The sequence below is a fragment of the Corynebacterium glucuronolyticum DSM 44120 genome, from assembly GCF_030440595.1.
Lineage (GTDB): Bacteria > Actinomycetota > Actinomycetes > Mycobacteriales > Mycobacteriaceae > Corynebacterium > Corynebacterium glucuronolyticum.
This window is the reverse complement of sequence record NZ_CP047452.1, coordinates 1,253,130-1,269,232: the sequence shown is the minus strand read 5'-3', so window position 1 is coordinate 1,269,232 and position 16,103 is coordinate 1,253,130. Positions and strand designations below refer to the sequence as shown.

Here is a 16,103-nt window from a genome sequence, read left to right as displayed (position 1 = left end):
TGTCCCCTGTCCAGTGACAAAACTTTGGTGCAAACCACTTGCGCAACAAACTGGATTCGTTAAAGTTTAATCCATGACTCGTCAGCATCGACCTCGCATCGCTTCTGTACTTGCTACTACCGCTCTTTCTGCGGGACTTCTAGTACCTGTGGCACCCTGGAGTATCCCCACTGCGTCAGCAGCACCGTGCCAACCGGATAATGGCTCGTCAGCCATTAATATTTCTTCCCGCTTGTTCAACGGATCATCGCTTTCAAGTGGAATTTCGCAGTCTTCTGAATCGAGTCGGCAATACACTAAGGACGAGAACTACATTGGAAGTTCCAACCCCCCATTTCTCAAAGGACAACCAGGTGGCATGCCAATCCTCAAGGGGCATACGGGGGTAACCCAGCTGGTCACCGGGCCTGGCTCTCCAGATCGCACGGACCGAGTTTACGATGTCACTGGAACCGATCTGGGCATTGCCTATGATGACCAGAGGGGCAACACCATGCTCGTGTTGGGCGACACAATGGCGTGCAACTTTGCAGTGAATAATTGGCGGTCAAACGCTATTCTGCGCTCCCACGATTACACCTCCAGCGATGGGTTCACCATCCACGACGCCCTGGGCAAGAACGGGTACATGACCGGAGGCCACGCCACCGAGTTCATCCCCTCAATGAAGGTTCCTGGCATCGAGCACACAACTATCCCCACTGCAGGTATTGCCATCGGCGATACGCAGTACATCGATTACATGTCGGTGCGAAACTGGGACAAGCCCGGCAATTGGGTCACCAACTATGCGGCAACTGTTCGCTCGAACGACGGTGTTCACTGGACAATCGTGCCCGAGTCAATCCGTACAAACACGGATGCTCCAGCTGCGCTTAATTTCCTTCCTGGATTCCGCTCTGGCAACCAGAAAGCGCAGATGTCCGCGTTCGTTGAGAGCAATGGCTTTGTCTACCGTTTCTCCACTCCTTCAGGTAGAAACGGGGCTGCGATCCTCGGCCGTGCCCCCATTGGTCAGTTCCCTAACGAAGCGGCCTTCGAATATCTCACCCCTGACGGTTGGGTACCCGACCTGAATGCTGCTACTCCCGTCATTAATGATCAGGTCAGTGAGCTCTCCGTTGCGTGGAACGAGCACCTCCACAAGTTCATTGCCATGTACACCGATGGCAGGGGCCTCGTCATCCGCACTGCGGACGCTCTTGAAGGCCCGTGGTCCGAGAAAACGATGGTCGTAGATGTCGACACACTCTACGACCTATACGGTGGCTTCATGTTGCCCCACCAGAACGGGAGAGACCTCTACTACGTCCTGACCACGTGGTCCAACTACAACGTCATGCTCATGCGCACGAATCTGGATGCGCTTCTGGCCGAGCGCCCGAATGCAACGTGGGATGATGGGCTGACGAACGCCGGTACCGCAACCTACAAATAGCGATCCAGCATGCCAAGCGCGCTTCTGCTGAGGTACTCTCCAGCGGAGGCTAGCAACGCCACAGGATCCTCACTCTCATGCCGGCGATGCGCTTTTAGCACTCCGGAGTTGCGATTCTACGTGGACTGACTATTTGCTCTCCCGTGACAAAAGTTCAGCGATAACCTCCTGCACCTGGGCTTCCAGGTGCAGGAGGTCTTTGTTATTGTCCAGCACGTAATCAGCAACGGCCGCGCGCTCAGCATCTGTAGCCTGTTTGTTAATGCGAGCACGCGCATCGGCCGGGTCGAGTCCTCGCATCGTCACAAGCCTGTCGACACGCAGATCCGGATGGGCAACAACCACGACCACGGCATCACATTTCGCGTGAAAACCGGTCTCCACAAGCAGCGGCATATCGATAAGAACGGGATTGTGCTTTGGGTCTGCCGATGCAATCAGGCTGAGGGTGCGATTCCGGATGGCCGGGTGAGTAATGCTGTTTAACGCTTCGGTTGCCTCGTCACTTGCAAATGCCCGCTGTGCCAACAGCGTCCGGTTAAGTGGCGCTTCAGCATTCCCCGTGCGGATATCTTCGCCAAACCGTTTCACCAATTCCGCCATTACCTCGGGAGTCTCCACTTCCGTACGGGCGATGGCATCGGAATCAATGAGGGCGAAACCCGCATCCGCAAACATCGACGCTACCGTAGATTTCCCACTGCCGATTCCTCCGGTTAGCCCTACGAGCATAACGTAACCCTTCCTCTCATTGTCCACATCTCTTGAGTCAGTCGCGCAGCGCTGTTCATCCAACCACAAAAGGAGTCCCATACACCCTCAATCCTAAAAGTCAACGCCGATGTCAAGACAGCTTTTTGACGTTTCCCGGATAAGAAGGCCTAGGAAACCCGCGCTGCCCCTATTTTAGAACTGTTATGTCCCAGTAGTTTTTGGACACGGAGTCCAGATAGTTTCTGGAAACGGAATCCAAAAACCCACTAGACACCACAGAAGGCACCTAGAAGGCACCTAGAAGGCACCTAGAAGGCACCTAGAAGAGCAGTACAAGAACGGAGAAATCGAAGAAGCTACCTACAATAGTGAATTGGAGAGCATAGGTCTCGTTCCCGCTGATTTCGCGGATTCGATTTTTGAAGCATACAGAGCGTGCGATGAAGGCACATCCGTAACGATCAAGGATCGCACTGCCGCAGCCATGTTGTCTCTCCCTTCCTCCAACAGCCAACTTCAAAGAGAGCTCAAGGAGGATCTTTAACCGCTGTTCATCCAGCAGGATGGTCAGCTTGGGCCCGCGTCCATCGGAATCATAGTGGTCGGCATCCTACTCCTTGCCGGCGGTGGGGTCGCTGCATTCTGGCCACAGATCCAGGCTCTTCTACCGTCATTGCCCGGCATCGCATAATCCTCAAGGAGGGCACGGTAGTGACACCTGCCAGTTGATCAATGGTTTCGTCCTTCCCTCGGAATTCTAGGCACGATCCCAGGATCGCCTCCTATAGAGCGTATGACGCTCGTGGGCACCGTGATTGACTGTTTCCCTCACCGACTGAGGTCACGAGTGGTGAAGAGGTCCACCCTTGACACGCGGACCTGGGGGTTTGGTGGCGTGCTGGTGAGAACGTAACGGCCACTACCGCAGTTTCGAACGGGACTTCAACGGACAAATCATCCACGCCACCGTCCCCAGCAACGTCCAATCCACCGCCAGCACGAACGTCCCCCACCGAGAGGGCACTAACCTGTCCCAACTCGGATTCACGGTGAAAACGAGCTGTGCCAAATGGTAACCAGCTTAAAGCTATAGTCGCCACGTTCTTCTCAGAGGGGCGCACATTAGAAGATGGGATGCCGGGCGATCCACGCGGCCGCGAAGGCGACAAGAATGATGATGCCTATGAGTACCAGAAGAACCCATCGATAGATCCTAGGAAGTTCATGGTGGGGAATGGTAAGGGAATCCCTGTATGCAGGCCGTAGCGAGATGATGACAGACTTTTCTCTTAACGTTGCGTCCTGGACGCACGGTAAGGATCGCAGCGAGGGGACGTCGACGCGGTCTGCCTCATACACCTCGTACTCAATCCCCTCGTGGGTTGTCTCCGTGTAAGCCACGTTGGTGAGGCTACCAATGAGCGCAAGGATGTCCGCCTCCGCTACTTGTTTTGGCTTATTCACCTCACTGCGCTCCTCATTGCTCCTCACACTTGTACATCGTGACGGTGCCCTATGTTACCGCAGTTGTAGGAAATCATCTTCCGATAGCCCATTTCCACCAAAAGGGCTGTCGTCAACAAACAGAAAGCACGTACTCTATGCCCGCACAGAACATGGGTAAAGCCCGCAATCGTGCCTAGGCCTGCGATGGAGGGGCAAGACTGTGACTACGTGAGCGACCTTTGGGCTGCCGCCCCTAGATGGGTTTGTTCCTTCCGGAAACGACCAACCTGCATGTCAGGCAGCCCCCTTCTACCTGCCCTTGTCTTTGTTGCAACACAAAAATCCGGACCTCCTTTGGAGATCCGGATCCTCGTTGAACCGCATTTTAGCGGGTCATTATGTACGGCTGTAAAGCCTCACGTGGCTTAGTTGCCAGCGAGCTTCTCACGCAGTGCAGCGAGCTGCTCGTCGGAAGCGAGGGAACCCTCGGCAGCCGGAGCCTCGGTGCTGGTGTAGTTGCTCGCAACGTCTGCGCCACCCTTTTCGGAGCTTGCTGCCTCTGCAGCGGCGGCGCGGTTGCGCTCGATCTGAGCAGTGTGGAGCTCGAAGCGACGCTCGGACTCGGCGTAGCGAGCTTCCCATTCCTGGCGCTGCTCGTTGTAGCCCTCGAGCCACTCGTTGGTTTCTGCATCGAAGCCCTCGGGGAAGATGTAGTTGCCCTGCTCGTCGTAGGAGTCGGCCATGCCGTACTTCGAGGGGTCGAACTCTTCCGTGTAGTCCTCGTCAGCCTGCTTGAGGGAGAGGCTGATGCGACGACGCTCGAGGTCGATGTCGATAACCTTGACCATGATCTCCTGGCCAACGGACACGACCTGATCCGGAACCTCCACGTGGCGCTGAGCCAGCTCGGAGATGTGGACGAGGCCCTCGATGCCCTCCTCGACGCGAACAAACGCTCCGAACGGGACGAGCTTGGTGACCTTGCCGGGAACGATCTGGCCCACGGCGTGGGTGCGTGCGAAGACGCGCCACGGATCTTCCTGCGTTGCCTTGAGGGACAGCGAGACGCGCTCGCGGTCGAGATCGACATCGAGAACCTCGACGGTGACCTCGTCGCCCACGGAGACAACCTCGGACGGGTGATCGATGTGCTTCCAAGACAGCTCGGAGACGTGAACGAGGCCGTCCACACCGCCGAGGTCGACGAATGCACCGAAGTTGACGATGCTGGAGACAACGCCCTTGCGCACCTGGCCCTTTTGCAGCTGGTGGAGGAACTCGGAGCGAACCTCAGACTGGGTCTGCTCAAGCCATGCGCGGCGGGACAGAACAACGTTGTTGCGGTTCTTGTCCAGCTCAATGATCTTGGCCTCGATCTCCTGGCCGATGTACGGCTCGAGATCGCGAACGCGACGCATCTCAACGAGGGATGCAGGCAGGAAGCCACGGAGTCCGATGTCGAGGATGAGGCCACCCTTGACTACCTCGATGACGGTACCGGTAACCGGCTCGTCCTTCTCCTTGAGCTCCTCGATGGTGCCCCATGCGCGCTCGTACTGTGCACGCTTCTTGGACAGGAGGAGACGGCCTTCCTTGTCTTCCTTGGTGAGGACGAGGGCGTCAATCTGATCGCCAACCTCGACCACATCGTCGGGATCGACATCGTGCTTGATGGACAGCTCACGGGAGGGGATGACACCCTCAGTCTTGTATCCGATGTCGAGAAGAACCTCGTCGTTGTCAACCTTGACCACGGTGCCTTCAACGATGTCGCCATCGTTGAAGTACTTGATGGTCTCGTCGACTGCTGCGAGGAAGTCCTCAGCGGAGCCGATGTCGTTGACGGCTACCTGAGGGGTGTTGTTAGTGGGCATATGTATTGTTTGCTCCGAATTAGATAGGAAATCGAAATTGGACAGTTGCACCTCGTCTCGTGTTAGAGCAGGACAGACCCAACAATTCAGCACTTTTTAGGGCATCGCCTGAAAAGCGTGTTGACGTTGTATCTGCGACTCGCACACGATCCCGCACATCTTCGCTGGTTACCCTCCTATCTAGACAACCAGCAAAGGATGCGCATTGAGACGCTTCACCTAGGGTAGTGCACATATCCCCCGCTTGCAAATAAAATACGAGTATGCGCCTCGACGAATCTGATGCCCAACACGCCTCCCGCTCTTGGTGGGACGGGGATGCTGGCCGTTACCACAGGGAACACCAGGGCTACTTTGACACATTTTACTGGTGCCCCGAGCGAGTAACGGAAGAGGATGCCGATTTATTAGGTGATCTTACGGATCTTGACGTATTGGAGGTCGGTTGTGGTTCCGCTCCGTGTTCGCGGTGGCTTGCGCGCCGCCGGTCTCCTCACCTCCTCGTCGCTTTTGATTTGTCTGCGGGGATGCTCGCGCAGGCAGAGAGCAGCCTAAACCTCGTCCAGGCTGACGCGACGGCAATGCCGTTCGCTGACAATTCCTTCGACGTGGTGTTTTCCTCCTTCGGCGCAATTCCCTTCGTCGCTCACCCGGAGACAGTGATGCAGGAAGCTGCCCGGGTTCTCCGTCCCGGAGGCCGTTTTGTTTTCTCCGTTAACCACCCAATGAGGTGGATCTTCCCTGATGATCCCGGCCCGGCCGGGCTCGTTGCGCAGATTAGCTATTTCGACCGCTCCCCCTACGTCGAAACCGAGGATGGCACAGTCACCTATGTAGAAACGCACCGCACTATCGGGGATCGAGTGAGAGATCTTGTAGCGGCGAACTTTCGTATCGATAGCATTGTCGAGCCGGAGTGGCCGGACGATCTCACCGAAAATTGGGGACAGTGGTCGCCTTTACGAGGCCGCATTTTCCCCGGCTCGATTATTTTCTGCTCAACCTACGCGCCCTAAACGGTGCCGGGAGACATCAGTCTCTCAGCATTGTTCCACGCCGCCAGTGCGCAGGCTCCGATCCTTCCTTGGTGCAGACCTTTCGTTCCCAAGTTTTCATTTTTCTTTCATGTTTCCGTTTTTGGTTCGGGTTCTTCGGATTAGGTTTTCTAACTTGTCGACGCCTGTGGTTGAGCATTGCGCGAATGGTGACCCATTGCGCGAAAGGTGGCCCATTGCGCAAGAGGTAGCCCACTGCGCAAAAGGTAGCTCATCACGCGGCGCACTACTCTAATTCTGAATGACCCAGCAACCGTCGACTCGGGCAAAGCGCATTCGATCGTGCAGATCCTGCTCGCCTTTCCGGCCGGTAGCTGTCAGGTTCAGGAGGTCAGTCTCAATCGGATAGGAACGCTTGTCGACGTTAATTGCACCATCTTCAAAAATCACCATACGAGCACGGGGAAATACCGCTCGAAGAATGATGTCATGGTTTGGCGCATCGGAAATGTATTCAATCATGTGTCGCTGCACTGTCTCGCCCGACCGGGACGGTGACACGAGAGCGAAGAGTACTACGGCAAGAACGGCGATGGCAGCCAATGCTATGACGACGAGAATCATGACTAATGCGCCGCCTCGTCCCAATTCGTCCCGTGCCCAGTGGATACCTCTAACGGCACACGCAGGGAGATCGCACCGTCCATCTCCTCGGACACGATCCGCGAAACCTCCTCAAGCTCACCCGGAGCCACTTCAAGGACGAGTTCATCATGCACCTGTAGCAACACTCTGGATTTCAAACTATCAAGGCGCCGGTTAACCCTCACCATGGCCACCTTGATGATGTCGGCTGCCGTGCCTTGAATCGGTGCGTTCAGCGCCGCGCGCTCGGCGTTTTCACGTGCTATCCGATTGGTGGAAGTGAGCTCGGGAAGGTATCGACGACGCCCGAAGAGCGTGGAAGTATACCCGTCTTTGCGGGCTTCATCCACCACCGAGCGGAGGTAATTTTTCACCCCACCAAAGCGCTCAAAGTAGCTATCCATGATGGATTTCGCCTCACCTTGGGGGATGTCTAGCTGAGCTGCAAGCCCATAGGAACTCAATCCGTAGGCGAGGCCGTAGCTCATTGCTTTTACTCGGCGGCGAAGCTCCGGGGTCACCTCATCAATCCCCACATCAAACACTTTGGAACCCACGTAATTGTGCAGATCCTCACCGTCCTTGTACGCCTGGATCAGGCCGGCATCCTCAGACACGTGAGCCATGACGCGCATCTCGATCTGAGAGTAATCCGCAGTAAGCAGGGTTTCGAAGCCCTCGCCGACGACAAAGGCGGAGCGGATCTTCTTGCCAGCGTCCGTCCGTACCGGAATGTTCTGAAGGTTCGGATCCGTGGAGGAGAGGCGCCCAGTTGATGCCACGGTTTGCTTGAACGTCGTGTGAATACGTCCATCCCCGCCGACACTGCGGATGAGACCCTCCAACGTGGATTTCATCTTCGAGTACTCCCGGTGCGCCAGAAGGTGCTGCAAGAACGGATGATCGGTCTTCTTTGCCAGCGCCTCGATTTCCTTGGCAGCAGTGGAATACCCCGTCTTCGTCTTCTTCGTCTTCGGCAGATCGAAGGTCTCAAAAAGAACCACCTGCAACTGCTTAGGGCTAGAAAGGTTCAGAGAGGGATCACCAGCGAGGTCTCGCGCTGCTTCCTCCTCCTGAGCGACGAGGTCGACGAAACCATCCAGCTGTTCCTCCAGCGTATGCGTGTCTACCGCGATACCAGTGTCTTCCATGGCCGCCAGAATGGTGATGAGAGGAATCTCCAGGTCGGTGTACAGCTCGAGAGATTCAATATCTGAAAGTTCGTCAGTCAGCCGTGGGACCAGCTCTAAAACTGCCATAGCCTCAATAAGAAGGGGCTCCGAGGGAGAATCATCCAGAAGCGACAGCTGCCCATCGGACTGCGGGAGCTGTTTTTGCAGGTGACGCTGGTAGACATCGGCGATCTCGTAAGTGCGCTGCCCAGGACGCAACAGATAACCAGCGATGGCCGTATCATGTGCAATTCCACCGAGAGTGAAACCACGGGAAATAAGCTTGTGATACGTCCGCTTTGCAAAATGCAAAAACTTGGGATCGTCGGAACTAACCCACTCAGCGAAGGCATCCCTTTCCTTGCCTTCGAGCGCAGAAAAATCCACCGTCTGGGAGGTGTAATCCGTAGCCACAAGAACAGCGAAGGTGCAATCTCCTTGGCTGGGTTTGGGGTCGCCGTCAACCGCCATGGCGATACCGGCATCCCTGTTCCTTGTGAGCCACTCAGGCAGAGCCTCAGAGGCCTCGGTAACCTCCGGTGCATTGACGGTGGCTTCGGGTTCCGGACTATCCTCCCCCAGAGCTTGCAGTACGCGCTCGCGCAGATTTACGCCGAATTGAAGCTCGTCGAAGCGGTTGGAGATTTCAGTGACATCGGCATCTCCCCGCTCCAGCTGTAGAGGTGAGACCTCGAGTGGGAGGTCCTTCACCATCTCCGTCAGCTTACGGTTGATCGCTACCTGATCCACGCGTTCACGCAGCGCGTCACCGACCTTACCTTTGATCTCATCGACATGTGCAAGGAGATTGCCCAGGGTCTCGTACTTTTTGATCCATTTGGTCGCGGTCTTCTCACCAACACCTGGAATCTTGGGCAAGTTGTCGCTGGGGTCCCCTCTCAGAGCCGCAAAATCTGGGTACTGGGTAGGCGTGAGGTCGTACTTCTTTTCCACGGCGGCGGGTGTCATACGGTTCAGTGTGGACACGCCACGTGTGGGGTACAGCACGGTGACATCATCGTTTACCAGTTGGAAGGAGTCCCGGTCTCCCGTCACAATGAGGGTCTTCATCCCCTGTTTCGTCGCTGCGGTGGCGAGTGTAGCGATGACATCGTCAGCCTCGTAGCCCGGCTTCTCCACAGTAGTGACACCCATAGCGTGGAGAATGTCCTTGAGGATTTCCACCTGCCCCTTGAATTCCTCAGGGGTTGGTGCGCGCTGAGCCTTGTACTCGGGGAATAACTCGTTGCGGAACGTCTCTCTCGCGACATCGAAGGCAACCGCCAGGTGGGTTGGCTCTTCGCTTGTCAGAATGTTGACAAACATGGACAAAAATCCATATACCGCGTTTGTGTGTTGCCCGCCTGTGGTGGAGAAGTTCTCCGCCGGCAGCGCATAAAACGCGCGGAATGCCATGGAGTGGCCGTCGATAAGCAGGAGAGTTTTTTCAGTTCCGTCAGTCACGTTACCCACTCTAGCGCGACGGGTCTAGGAAAATGGCAGCTGGATCTTGGGTAGCTGTGGAAGCTGCGGAAATCCCTGCGTCCATACTGCGTATGCACCGACGAGTCCGAGGAGGACCAACACGCTAACGAAGAGGGCCTTTCCGACGGCGAATGCCTGGAGCCCGCGCGCCGATTGCCTAAGAACTTCCTGTTGGTCCGCCGTGGCTCCGGATTCTGCGAGGAGACGGCTGACGGTGTCCTGATTCATGAGTGCGTCGGTTGGCCAGAAACGAGGATCGAAGAACACGGCGGTTTCATCCCCATAGCTGACTTTATCTCCCCAGTAGAACAGATCCGGTTTATCGCTCGATGTCGTGCTCGAAACGGCGTCGGGGGAAAAATGAGACGCCACTTTGTCGGAAGCCACAGAAGCACTGGCCCGATCATCCGGCTGTGGGCCGTGTGCGTCTCCCGCCCACGCCGGTGAAATGAGACCGAACAAAACGCAACCGACAGTCACGAACGTTGCACCCATTTTCTGCATGTGCTGCAGTCCTCCTCGGCGCCACTGTGCGCACGTACTAGCGATTTCCTTTAGCCGTGGTTTGTGGTTTAGTATATTTCCTCGAGGCCGACATGGCGGAATTGGCAGACGCACTGCACTCAAAATGCAGCGCCCTTGCGGGCGTCCGGGTTCGACTCCCGGTGTCGGCACATCGCACGAAGAGACCACTTGGTTCCTACGAATCAGGTGGTCTCTTTTTACGTCGTACCTGGGGCACCGGGTTAAGAAGCTAAGAGGTGCCAACAGTCTCATTAGGGGTTAAGGGATCGATGACGGTCGCTGGTTAATCCAAGCGTATTCCCTTCTTTTCCTTGGTAAACAGGTACGTTATCGCACCGATAAATAGACACGCGCCGTAGAAGGTGAAGGCCGGTCTAATCACGCTCAGAGTCATGTCGCCGGCGACTGCCTGGCTTCCGATAAGCCAGCCGAGAAGTGCGGGCCCCACGATCTTGGCGGTCGCGCCGAGACCGTATCCAAGACCAAGCCCCGTTGAACGGATGGGCGTGGGAAACTGCTCGGCACCGTGGGAGTTGAGGATACCGAAAGCCCCATCGCCGAACATGAGGATGATACTCACCGCAACGAAGAACTGAGGGCCGTCCCCCGGAGCGTCGGAAAGCGCAGCGAGTACACAGCCACCGGTGGCGATAAGCCCCCAGATAAAGAGAACGAGCTTGCGACCGATGATATCGGCGAGGTAGGCGGCACCAAGACGCCCGAGGATATCCAGGAACGATGCGAGCATAAACATCGAGGCAATCGTGCCCACCGAATAGCCGAACCCGTCTTTCAAGAGCGTCTGCCCCCAGGATTGGACAGTCGTCGCTCCGAGGATAAACGAGAACGTGCCCAGCACCACCAGGATGAGCGAGAACCAGTGCTTGGAGAGCAGGAGTCTGTAGGAACCGGCCTGTGCACGCTTTTGTGCAGGGCGTGCGGGGGAGTCAGTCGAGATCGGCGGTAGGTAACCGACCTCCGCAACATCGATTTCCATCGCCCACGCAAGAGCACCCCGGGCCTCATGAACCCTGCCACGCATATGCAGATAACGCGGCGACTCAGGAACCCGGGCGAGCCAGAACAGGAGGAAGATGGGGATGCATCCAAGGACGATGAGGATTCTCCAGTCTTCACCAGCGGCTTTCTGCGCCACGGAACCGAGAAACAGACCCGCCGGGATAAAAATACTGCCAAGACCGGCAAGAAGCCCTCGTTTTGAAGTTGGGACAAATTCCTGAATGTACGGAATGGACGAGATATTCAGCCCGCCGACACCGATGCCCACACCGATACGCAACAGACCGAGAAGAGCCCAACCATGATCGGGAACGACGAGCGTGAGCCCCGTACAGGTGACAAATAGAATAACGCACCACATGTAGGAGCGTTTACGTCCGAGGGAATCGGCTAGCCTCCCCCACACGATCGCGCCGAGCACGTTGCCGAGGCCTGCGCACGCAAGGATGTACCCGGCTTCCATCCCCGTCAACTCCCATGGCCCGGTAAGAAGGGCGACGACGAAGCCGATGAGAAACATGTCGAAATATTCGGCCAGATTGCCGACAACAACGAGTCCGATGAGGGACTTTTGGTGACGAGTGAGCGGGCGCGAATCGAGCTGATCGTAGGCTGACAGCCCGGCCGATGCATTAGTCAATGGTGTTTCCTTTACTATTTCGACGTACGGGAATAATTGCGGGTCGCCCTGCTATTTCGGAAACGGCGACAGTCGCACCGTACTCGCGCGAGATCGTCTCCTCTGTGAGGATCTCTTCTGCAGAGCCCACCTTTTGCAGTCGACCTTTTGCGATGAGCGCTAGGCGGTCTCCATATTGGGCAGCCAGCGGAAGATCATGAACGGTGGCAATCACTGTTAGCCTGCGCGCGTCCGGTCCCTGATCAGACAGTGAACGTTCCACCCGCGTCTTATCCACCAACTCCAGGACGTGCTGTGCGTGGCCAATATCCAAGGCGCTTGTCGGCTCATCCAGGAGGAGAACTTCCGGCTCTTGGGTGAACGCCCGTGCCAAAGCCACAATCTGTTGCTGGCCACCGCTGAGATTTGCTACGTCCCTCGCTGCAAGGGAATTGATTCCCAGTTGGTTGAGCGTGCGAGCCACGATGTCGTTGTCGTACGCACGCGTGGTGGAATGCGGGTAGCGCCCCAAACGGACATACTCGCGCACTGTCATTCCTGCTGGAACCACAGGCTGCTGTGGCAAAAGCGCAACTTTGCGGGCAAAATCCCGTGCACGCGCCTTCCTCGGGACTAACCCCGCGACGCGCACAGCACCTGTGAAAGGTACGAGCCCGCACAGAGCAGAGATAAACGTAGTTTTCCCGGATCCGTTGGGCCCGATAACTGTAAGCCACTCCCCCGCGGGGACAGTCAACGTAAGATCAGCAAGGCTCGGCTCCGACGAACCGCGATAGCGGACAACAAGATCCTCGACCACAATGGCATTCTCACTCATCACCTGACTCCCCCACGCGCAGCCTTGATCAGTAGGAAAAGGAAAAATGGTGCACCAATAAAGGCTGTGACCACGCCAACGGGCAGTTCCTGTGGCGCGAGAATGCTCCGCGCAATCGTGTCAGCGGCAAGCAGAAATCCAGCGCCAGCCACAATAGTTAATGGCAACAGGAACCCGTGTCCCGGACCAACCATGAGGCGCAACATGTGTGGCACCACAATTCCCACGAACCCGATGAGGCCGGAGATGCTGACAACTGCCGACGTTGCTAGCGTCGCCACTGCAATGAGCACTACTCGCGCAAGCTGGACGTTTATCCCGAGAGTCTGGGCTTCGGCTTCCCCCAATGTCAGGACATCCAGCGCCTTGCTTGCCGCGAGAATGGCACACCAGCAGGGAACAACAACGCACAAAACAGTGGCGATGTCTTTCCAACCGGCTCGCCCAAGGTTACCGAGCAACCAAACGTAGACCCCCTCTAACTTTTTCAAGTCCCGAATTTGCAGGTAGCTTTGCACTGCGCCAGCGAAAGCCGACACGGCTACCCCTGCGAGGACGATCACTGTCGGGTGTGAACCGGCGCCTGTGGCAACCAAGAAGGCGATGCCAACCGCCGCCATACCACCGACGAACGCTGCAGGAATCACACCGGCGCTGGATGCCCCCGCCATCATCGCAGCGGTAACGCCCAGGCTGGCACCCGAAGATACACCCAAGAAGTAGGGATCCGCCAAAGGGTTGCGGAATAGTGTTTGAAACACAGCACCGGAAACTGCGAGTGTAGCCCCGACGATAAGGGCATTGACCACGCGTGGAAGACGGATCTGAGTGATCACCGCGAGGTCCCTCTCGTTGAGGGCAGCCGCCCCCGTCACATGGGATACGAGATCGCCAAACCCGATCCCGAGGGCACCAGAAGAGGTGGCAGCAATAGCTGCTATACACAGCAGCACCACTGCCACCGCCATAACCAAAACCTTGCGAGTTCGCACGATATGTGAGGTTACCTGTTCTTCCTTCGCTGCAATGCTCACCGCCCCGTGCACCGCATCAATCAACCCCTCGCCCAGTTCCATTCTGATCTCTAGGCGCACGTCTCTGATCTCTAGACGCGCGTCGGTCGCACCGGAAATCGACTCGATAAAATGCGGGACAGGCCGGATAGTACCTGCACGATGAGCTCTACTTACAAGCTATCTGCGATCTGCTGAACAAACTCCGGAAGGCGTGGACCCCAGCGGGAGGCGAGATCCTCATCCAGCGGAATGATCCGCCCCTCTTTCACCGCAGTGATGGACTGCCAGCCGGGACGGGCAGCGACCTGTTCAGGCGTAAGCTGCTCAGACGTGTGGTCGACGAGGAAAATGTAATCCGGGTTGGACGCAATGATGGACTCTTCGGTCAGCTGGGGGTAACCGCTGGCATCGTCCGGCGCGATGGAAGTGAGCCCGAACTGGCCGTACACGTCACCTAAGAACGTGTTGTTCGAGACTGTGTAATAGTCGATGGTCACCTCGTGAAAGTACGTCTTACCCTCGCCCTTCTTGGCTGCTTTTTCAACGGTGTCGCTAATCTTCGCCTTCATATCAGCGGCGACTGCGTCCGCTTCCTCGGCGTGGCCGGTAGCCACTCCGAGCCTTTCTACTTGTTCGTAGGCACCGTTCACCGTCGTCGGTGGCAGCATGACAAGCACAGGAACGCCCACCGCTGTAAGCCCAGACACTAATTCTGCTGCATCGAAGGACACAACGACCAGATCCGGGTCGTAGGTCAGCAAGGCCTCAGCATTCGTGCTGCGCCCACTTAGCCCCTCCTCGTTTGGGGCTTCTTCTGGGTAGGTGGAATACTTGTCCGCCGCCACCACAGCATCCCCTGCACCGATGGCGTACAGGGTCTCGGTAGCACTGGCGCTGAGAGACACGATACGGTTGGGCTTCTCCTTGACTGCCACATCCCCGCCAGTGTCGCTGGGGATCGAAACAGGAAATTCCCCGCCGGCAGAAGAACGGGACGTTGCTGAGGATTCAGATGTGTGAGAATCGCTTGCGGTGGGCCCCGAACAACCCGCAAGGACCAAAGTAAGGATGCTCAGGCTTGCAAGGAGGATCGCCACAAGCGTCACCTTACTACGTCCCTCGGCAGAGGATAGAGATCCAACGAATCTTTCCACAGCAACATTCCTTTCCGCGTTATGCGTCCACGCTCAATGTTTTCCTCTAGATAGTGTAAGTCGCCATACGTTCGAACAGAAACAGTGACTTCGACACATTTTCTTGCACTCAACCGTATATTCACTACGAAGAGGGCCACGCTAAATAACCTCTCTAGGCTGTTCAGGGCACAATTTTCTGCAGAGTTGGCAAATGTATAAACATTTGATACAGTTATGCGCATGAAAAGTTGGGTTAAAGGTACAGCAGTGGCTGGCATCATCGCGATGTCCACCACACTTACCGGATGCGTGGTCAATGATGAGGGAGGTCACCCCGAGGGCTGGACACCCGTTGAGGTGGAGACTGTTCCCGAAATCGCCGCAATGGTTCCAGAAGAGGTCGCCGCAGATGGCATCCTTCTCTACGGAACTAACCCGCCGTTTCCCCCCATGGAGTTCAAGAATTCCGCCGGTGAAATCATCGGTTCCGATATCGACTTGGCCGCGGCCGTCGCTAAGGTAATGGGGCTTGAGGCTAAGCCTGTGGAGCAGGAGTTTCCGATGATTCTCCCGGCGATCAGTGCTGGCACTGTGGAATTCGGCGCGGCTGGTTTTACTGATTCCGAGGAGCGACGAAAGAACTACGACTTCGTGGACTACCTCGTTGCCGGTATCCAGTGGTCCCAGCAGCCCGGCGGTAACGTCGATCCGGACAACGCCTGCGGACTCACCGTTGCCGTCCAGCGCGGTACGGTCTCCGACACCGACGATGTCGATCGTCGCTCCGAGGAGTGCGTGACCCAGGGCAAACCCGCAATTCACAAACTGGCGTACGACTCTTCCGATACCGCAGCAAACGCGCTTGTGCTCGGCCGTGTCGATGCCTTCTCTGCTGACGCACCTGTCAATGCCTACGCCGTCGCGCGAGCTGGCGGTCGGATGGAGCTTGTTGGCGATATCTACGACGCTGCCTACTACGGCTGGCCAGTGAAGAAGGGCTCCGATCTCGCCCCAGCACTAGCCAAAGCTCTCGAATATCTCATTGAAAACGGCTATTACGAGCAAATCATGGGCCAATGGAATCTGAACGATACGTTCATCGATGAGGCAAAGATCAACGGCGAGCCACTCGCTTCAGCCCCACATACAACGAAGAATTCACAGCAAAGCTAGGGAAAAG

General features: G+C 56.6%; 13 protein-coding genes and 1 tRNA gene. 4 read left to right on the top strand and 10 right to left on the bottom strand.

Going from position 1 to position 16,103, the window contains the following annotated elements; translation table 11 throughout:
- Nucleotides 1-358 precede the first annotated feature (358 nt).
- A complete protein-coding gene (locus CGLUCO_RS05790) occupies nt 359-1,438 on the top strand; it encodes a glycoside hydrolase family 183 protein (protein ID WP_005396185.1) in 1,080 nt (359 codons plus the stop codon).
- 129 nt (nt 1,439-1,567) lie between these two features.
- On the opposite strand, the gene coaE is transcribed toward CGLUCO_RS05790, so the two are convergent.
- From coaE to rpsA, 3 genes are all read right to left on the bottom strand, one after another.
- Nucleotides 1,568-2,170: a dephospho-CoA kinase gene (coaE, locus tag CGLUCO_RS05785; RefSeq protein WP_231286178.1), complete on the bottom strand. Its 603-nt coding sequence runs from the start codon at nt 2,168-2,170 to the stop codon at nt 1,568-1,570.
- Between the two features lie 1,104 nt (nt 2,171-3,274).
- The gene (locus CGLUCO_RS05780) at nt 3,275-3,643 is read right to left on the bottom strand and encodes a hypothetical protein (RefSeq protein WP_084036138.1); all 369 of its coding nucleotides are present in this window, start codon (nt 3,641-3,643) and stop codon (nt 3,275-3,277) included.
- 380 nt (nt 3,644-4,023) lie between these two features.
- Complete coding sequence (gene rpsA / locus CGLUCO_RS05775; RefSeq protein ID WP_005392378.1) at nt 4,024-5,472, bottom strand: 30S ribosomal protein S1; 1,449 nt, start codon at nt 5,470-5,472, stop codon at nt 4,024-4,026.
- A 263-nt stretch (nt 5,473-5,735) separates the two neighbouring features.
- On the opposite strand from rpsA, the gene CGLUCO_RS05770 reads away from it, so the two are divergent.
- Complete coding sequence (locus tag CGLUCO_RS05770) at nt 5,736-6,488, top strand: class I SAM-dependent methyltransferase (protein ID WP_084036137.1); 753 nt, start codon at nt 5,736-5,738, stop codon at nt 6,486-6,488.
- A 270-nt stretch (nt 6,489-6,758) separates the two neighbouring features.
- Here the strand turns inward: CGLUCO_RS05770 and CGLUCO_RS05765 are convergent, their stop codons facing one another.
- From CGLUCO_RS05765 to CGLUCO_RS05755, 3 genes are all read right to left on the bottom strand, one after another.
- On the bottom strand, nt 6,759-6,989 hold the full coding sequence (locus tag CGLUCO_RS05765; RefSeq protein WP_232621853.1) for a hypothetical protein: 231 nt from the start codon (nt 6,987-6,989) through the stop codon (nt 6,759-6,761).
- A 104-nt stretch (nt 6,990-7,093) separates the two neighbouring features.
- Nucleotides 7,094-9,700, bottom strand: coding sequence for a DNA polymerase I (polA, locus tag CGLUCO_RS05760; protein WP_232622031.1), 2,607 nt, complete (start codon nt 9,698-9,700; stop codon nt 7,094-7,096).
- A 72-nt stretch (nt 9,701-9,772) separates the two neighbouring features.
- Nucleotides 9,773-10,273, bottom strand: a complete 501-nt coding sequence (locus tag CGLUCO_RS05755) for a hypothetical protein (protein WP_005392371.1) — start codon at nt 10,271-10,273, stop codon at nt 9,773-9,775.
- Between the two features lie 86 nt (nt 10,274-10,359).
- On the opposite strand from CGLUCO_RS05755, the gene CGLUCO_RS05750 reads away from it, so the two are divergent.
- Nucleotides 10,360-10,443 (top strand) — tRNA-Leu (locus CGLUCO_RS05750).
- Nucleotides 10,444-10,577: 134 nt separating this feature from the next.
- Here CGLUCO_RS05750 and CGLUCO_RS05745 read toward each other — a convergent pair.
- The 4 genes from CGLUCO_RS05745 to CGLUCO_RS05730 all read right to left on the bottom strand — a co-directional run bounded on the left by CGLUCO_RS05745 (nt 10,578) and on the right by CGLUCO_RS05730 (nt 14,941).
- Entirely contained in the window at nt 10,578-11,954 is a 1,377-nt protein-coding gene (locus CGLUCO_RS05745) for an MFS transporter (RefSeq protein ID WP_084036135.1), read from the bottom strand.
- A complete protein-coding gene (locus CGLUCO_RS05740; RefSeq protein WP_005392367.1) occupies nt 11,947-12,771 on the bottom strand; it encodes an ABC transporter ATP-binding protein in 825 nt (274 codons plus the stop codon). Before CGLUCO_RS05740 ends, CGLUCO_RS05745 begins: the two co-directional genes overlap by 8 nt.
- On the bottom strand, nt 12,771-13,847 hold the full coding sequence (locus CGLUCO_RS05735) for a FecCD family ABC transporter permease (protein WP_005392365.1): 1,077 nt from the start codon (nt 13,845-13,847) through the stop codon (nt 12,771-12,773). The genes CGLUCO_RS05740 and CGLUCO_RS05735 overlap by 1 nt, the downstream gene beginning before the upstream one ends.
- A 110-nt stretch (nt 13,848-13,957) precedes the next feature.
- Nucleotides 13,958-14,941, bottom strand: coding sequence for an ABC transporter substrate-binding protein (locus tag CGLUCO_RS05730; RefSeq protein WP_232621854.1), 984 nt, complete (start codon nt 14,939-14,941; stop codon nt 13,958-13,960).
- 216 nt (nt 14,942-15,157) lie between these two features.
- On the opposite strand from CGLUCO_RS05730, the gene CGLUCO_RS05725 reads away from it, so the two are divergent.
- Nucleotides 15,158-16,096 carry an ABC transporter substrate-binding protein gene (locus CGLUCO_RS05725; protein WP_005392363.1) on the top strand — a complete coding sequence of 313 codons (939 nt, stop codon included), beginning with the start codon at nt 15,158-15,160 and terminating at the stop codon, nt 16,094-16,096.
- Nucleotides 16,097-16,103 lie beyond the last annotated feature (7 nt).

Bases quoted from the DNA above. Each gene is read 5' to 3' on its own strand.
- CGLUCO_RS05790 (WP_005396185.1), top strand. From the start codon at position 359: ATGCCAATCCTCAAGGGGCATACGGGGGTAACCCAGCTGGTCACCGGG.
- coaE (WP_231286178.1), bottom strand. From the start codon at position 2,170: ATGCTCGTAGGGCTAACCGGAGGAATCGGCAGTGGGAAATCTACGGTA.
- rpsA (WP_005392378.1), bottom strand. From the start codon at position 5,472: ATGCCCACTAACAACACCCCTCAGGTAGCCGTCAACGACATCGGCTCC.
- CGLUCO_RS05770 (WP_084036137.1), top strand. From the start codon at position 5,736: ATGCGCCTCGACGAATCTGATGCCCAACACGCCTCCCGCTCTTGGTGG.
- CGLUCO_RS05765 (WP_232621853.1), bottom strand. From the start codon at position 6,989: ATGATTGAATACATTTCCGATGCGCCAAACCATGACATCATTCTTCGA.
- polA (WP_232622031.1), bottom strand. From the start codon at position 9,700: ATGGCATTCCGCGCGTTTTATGCGCTGCCGGCGGAGAACTTCTCCACC.
- CGLUCO_RS05755 (WP_005392371.1), bottom strand. From the start codon at position 10,273: ATGCAGAAAATGGGTGCAACGTTCGTGACTGTCGGTTGCGTTTTGTTC.
- CGLUCO_RS05740 (WP_005392367.1), bottom strand. From the start codon at position 12,771: ATGAGTGAGAATGCCATTGTGGTCGAGGATCTTGTTGTCCGCTATCGC.
- CGLUCO_RS05735 (WP_005392365.1), bottom strand. From the start codon at position 13,847: ATGGAACTGGGCGAGGGGTTGATTGATGCGGTGCACGGGGCGGTGAGC.
- CGLUCO_RS05725 (WP_005392363.1), top strand. From the start codon at position 15,158: ATGCGCATGAAAAGTTGGGTTAAAGGTACAGCAGTGGCTGGCATCATC.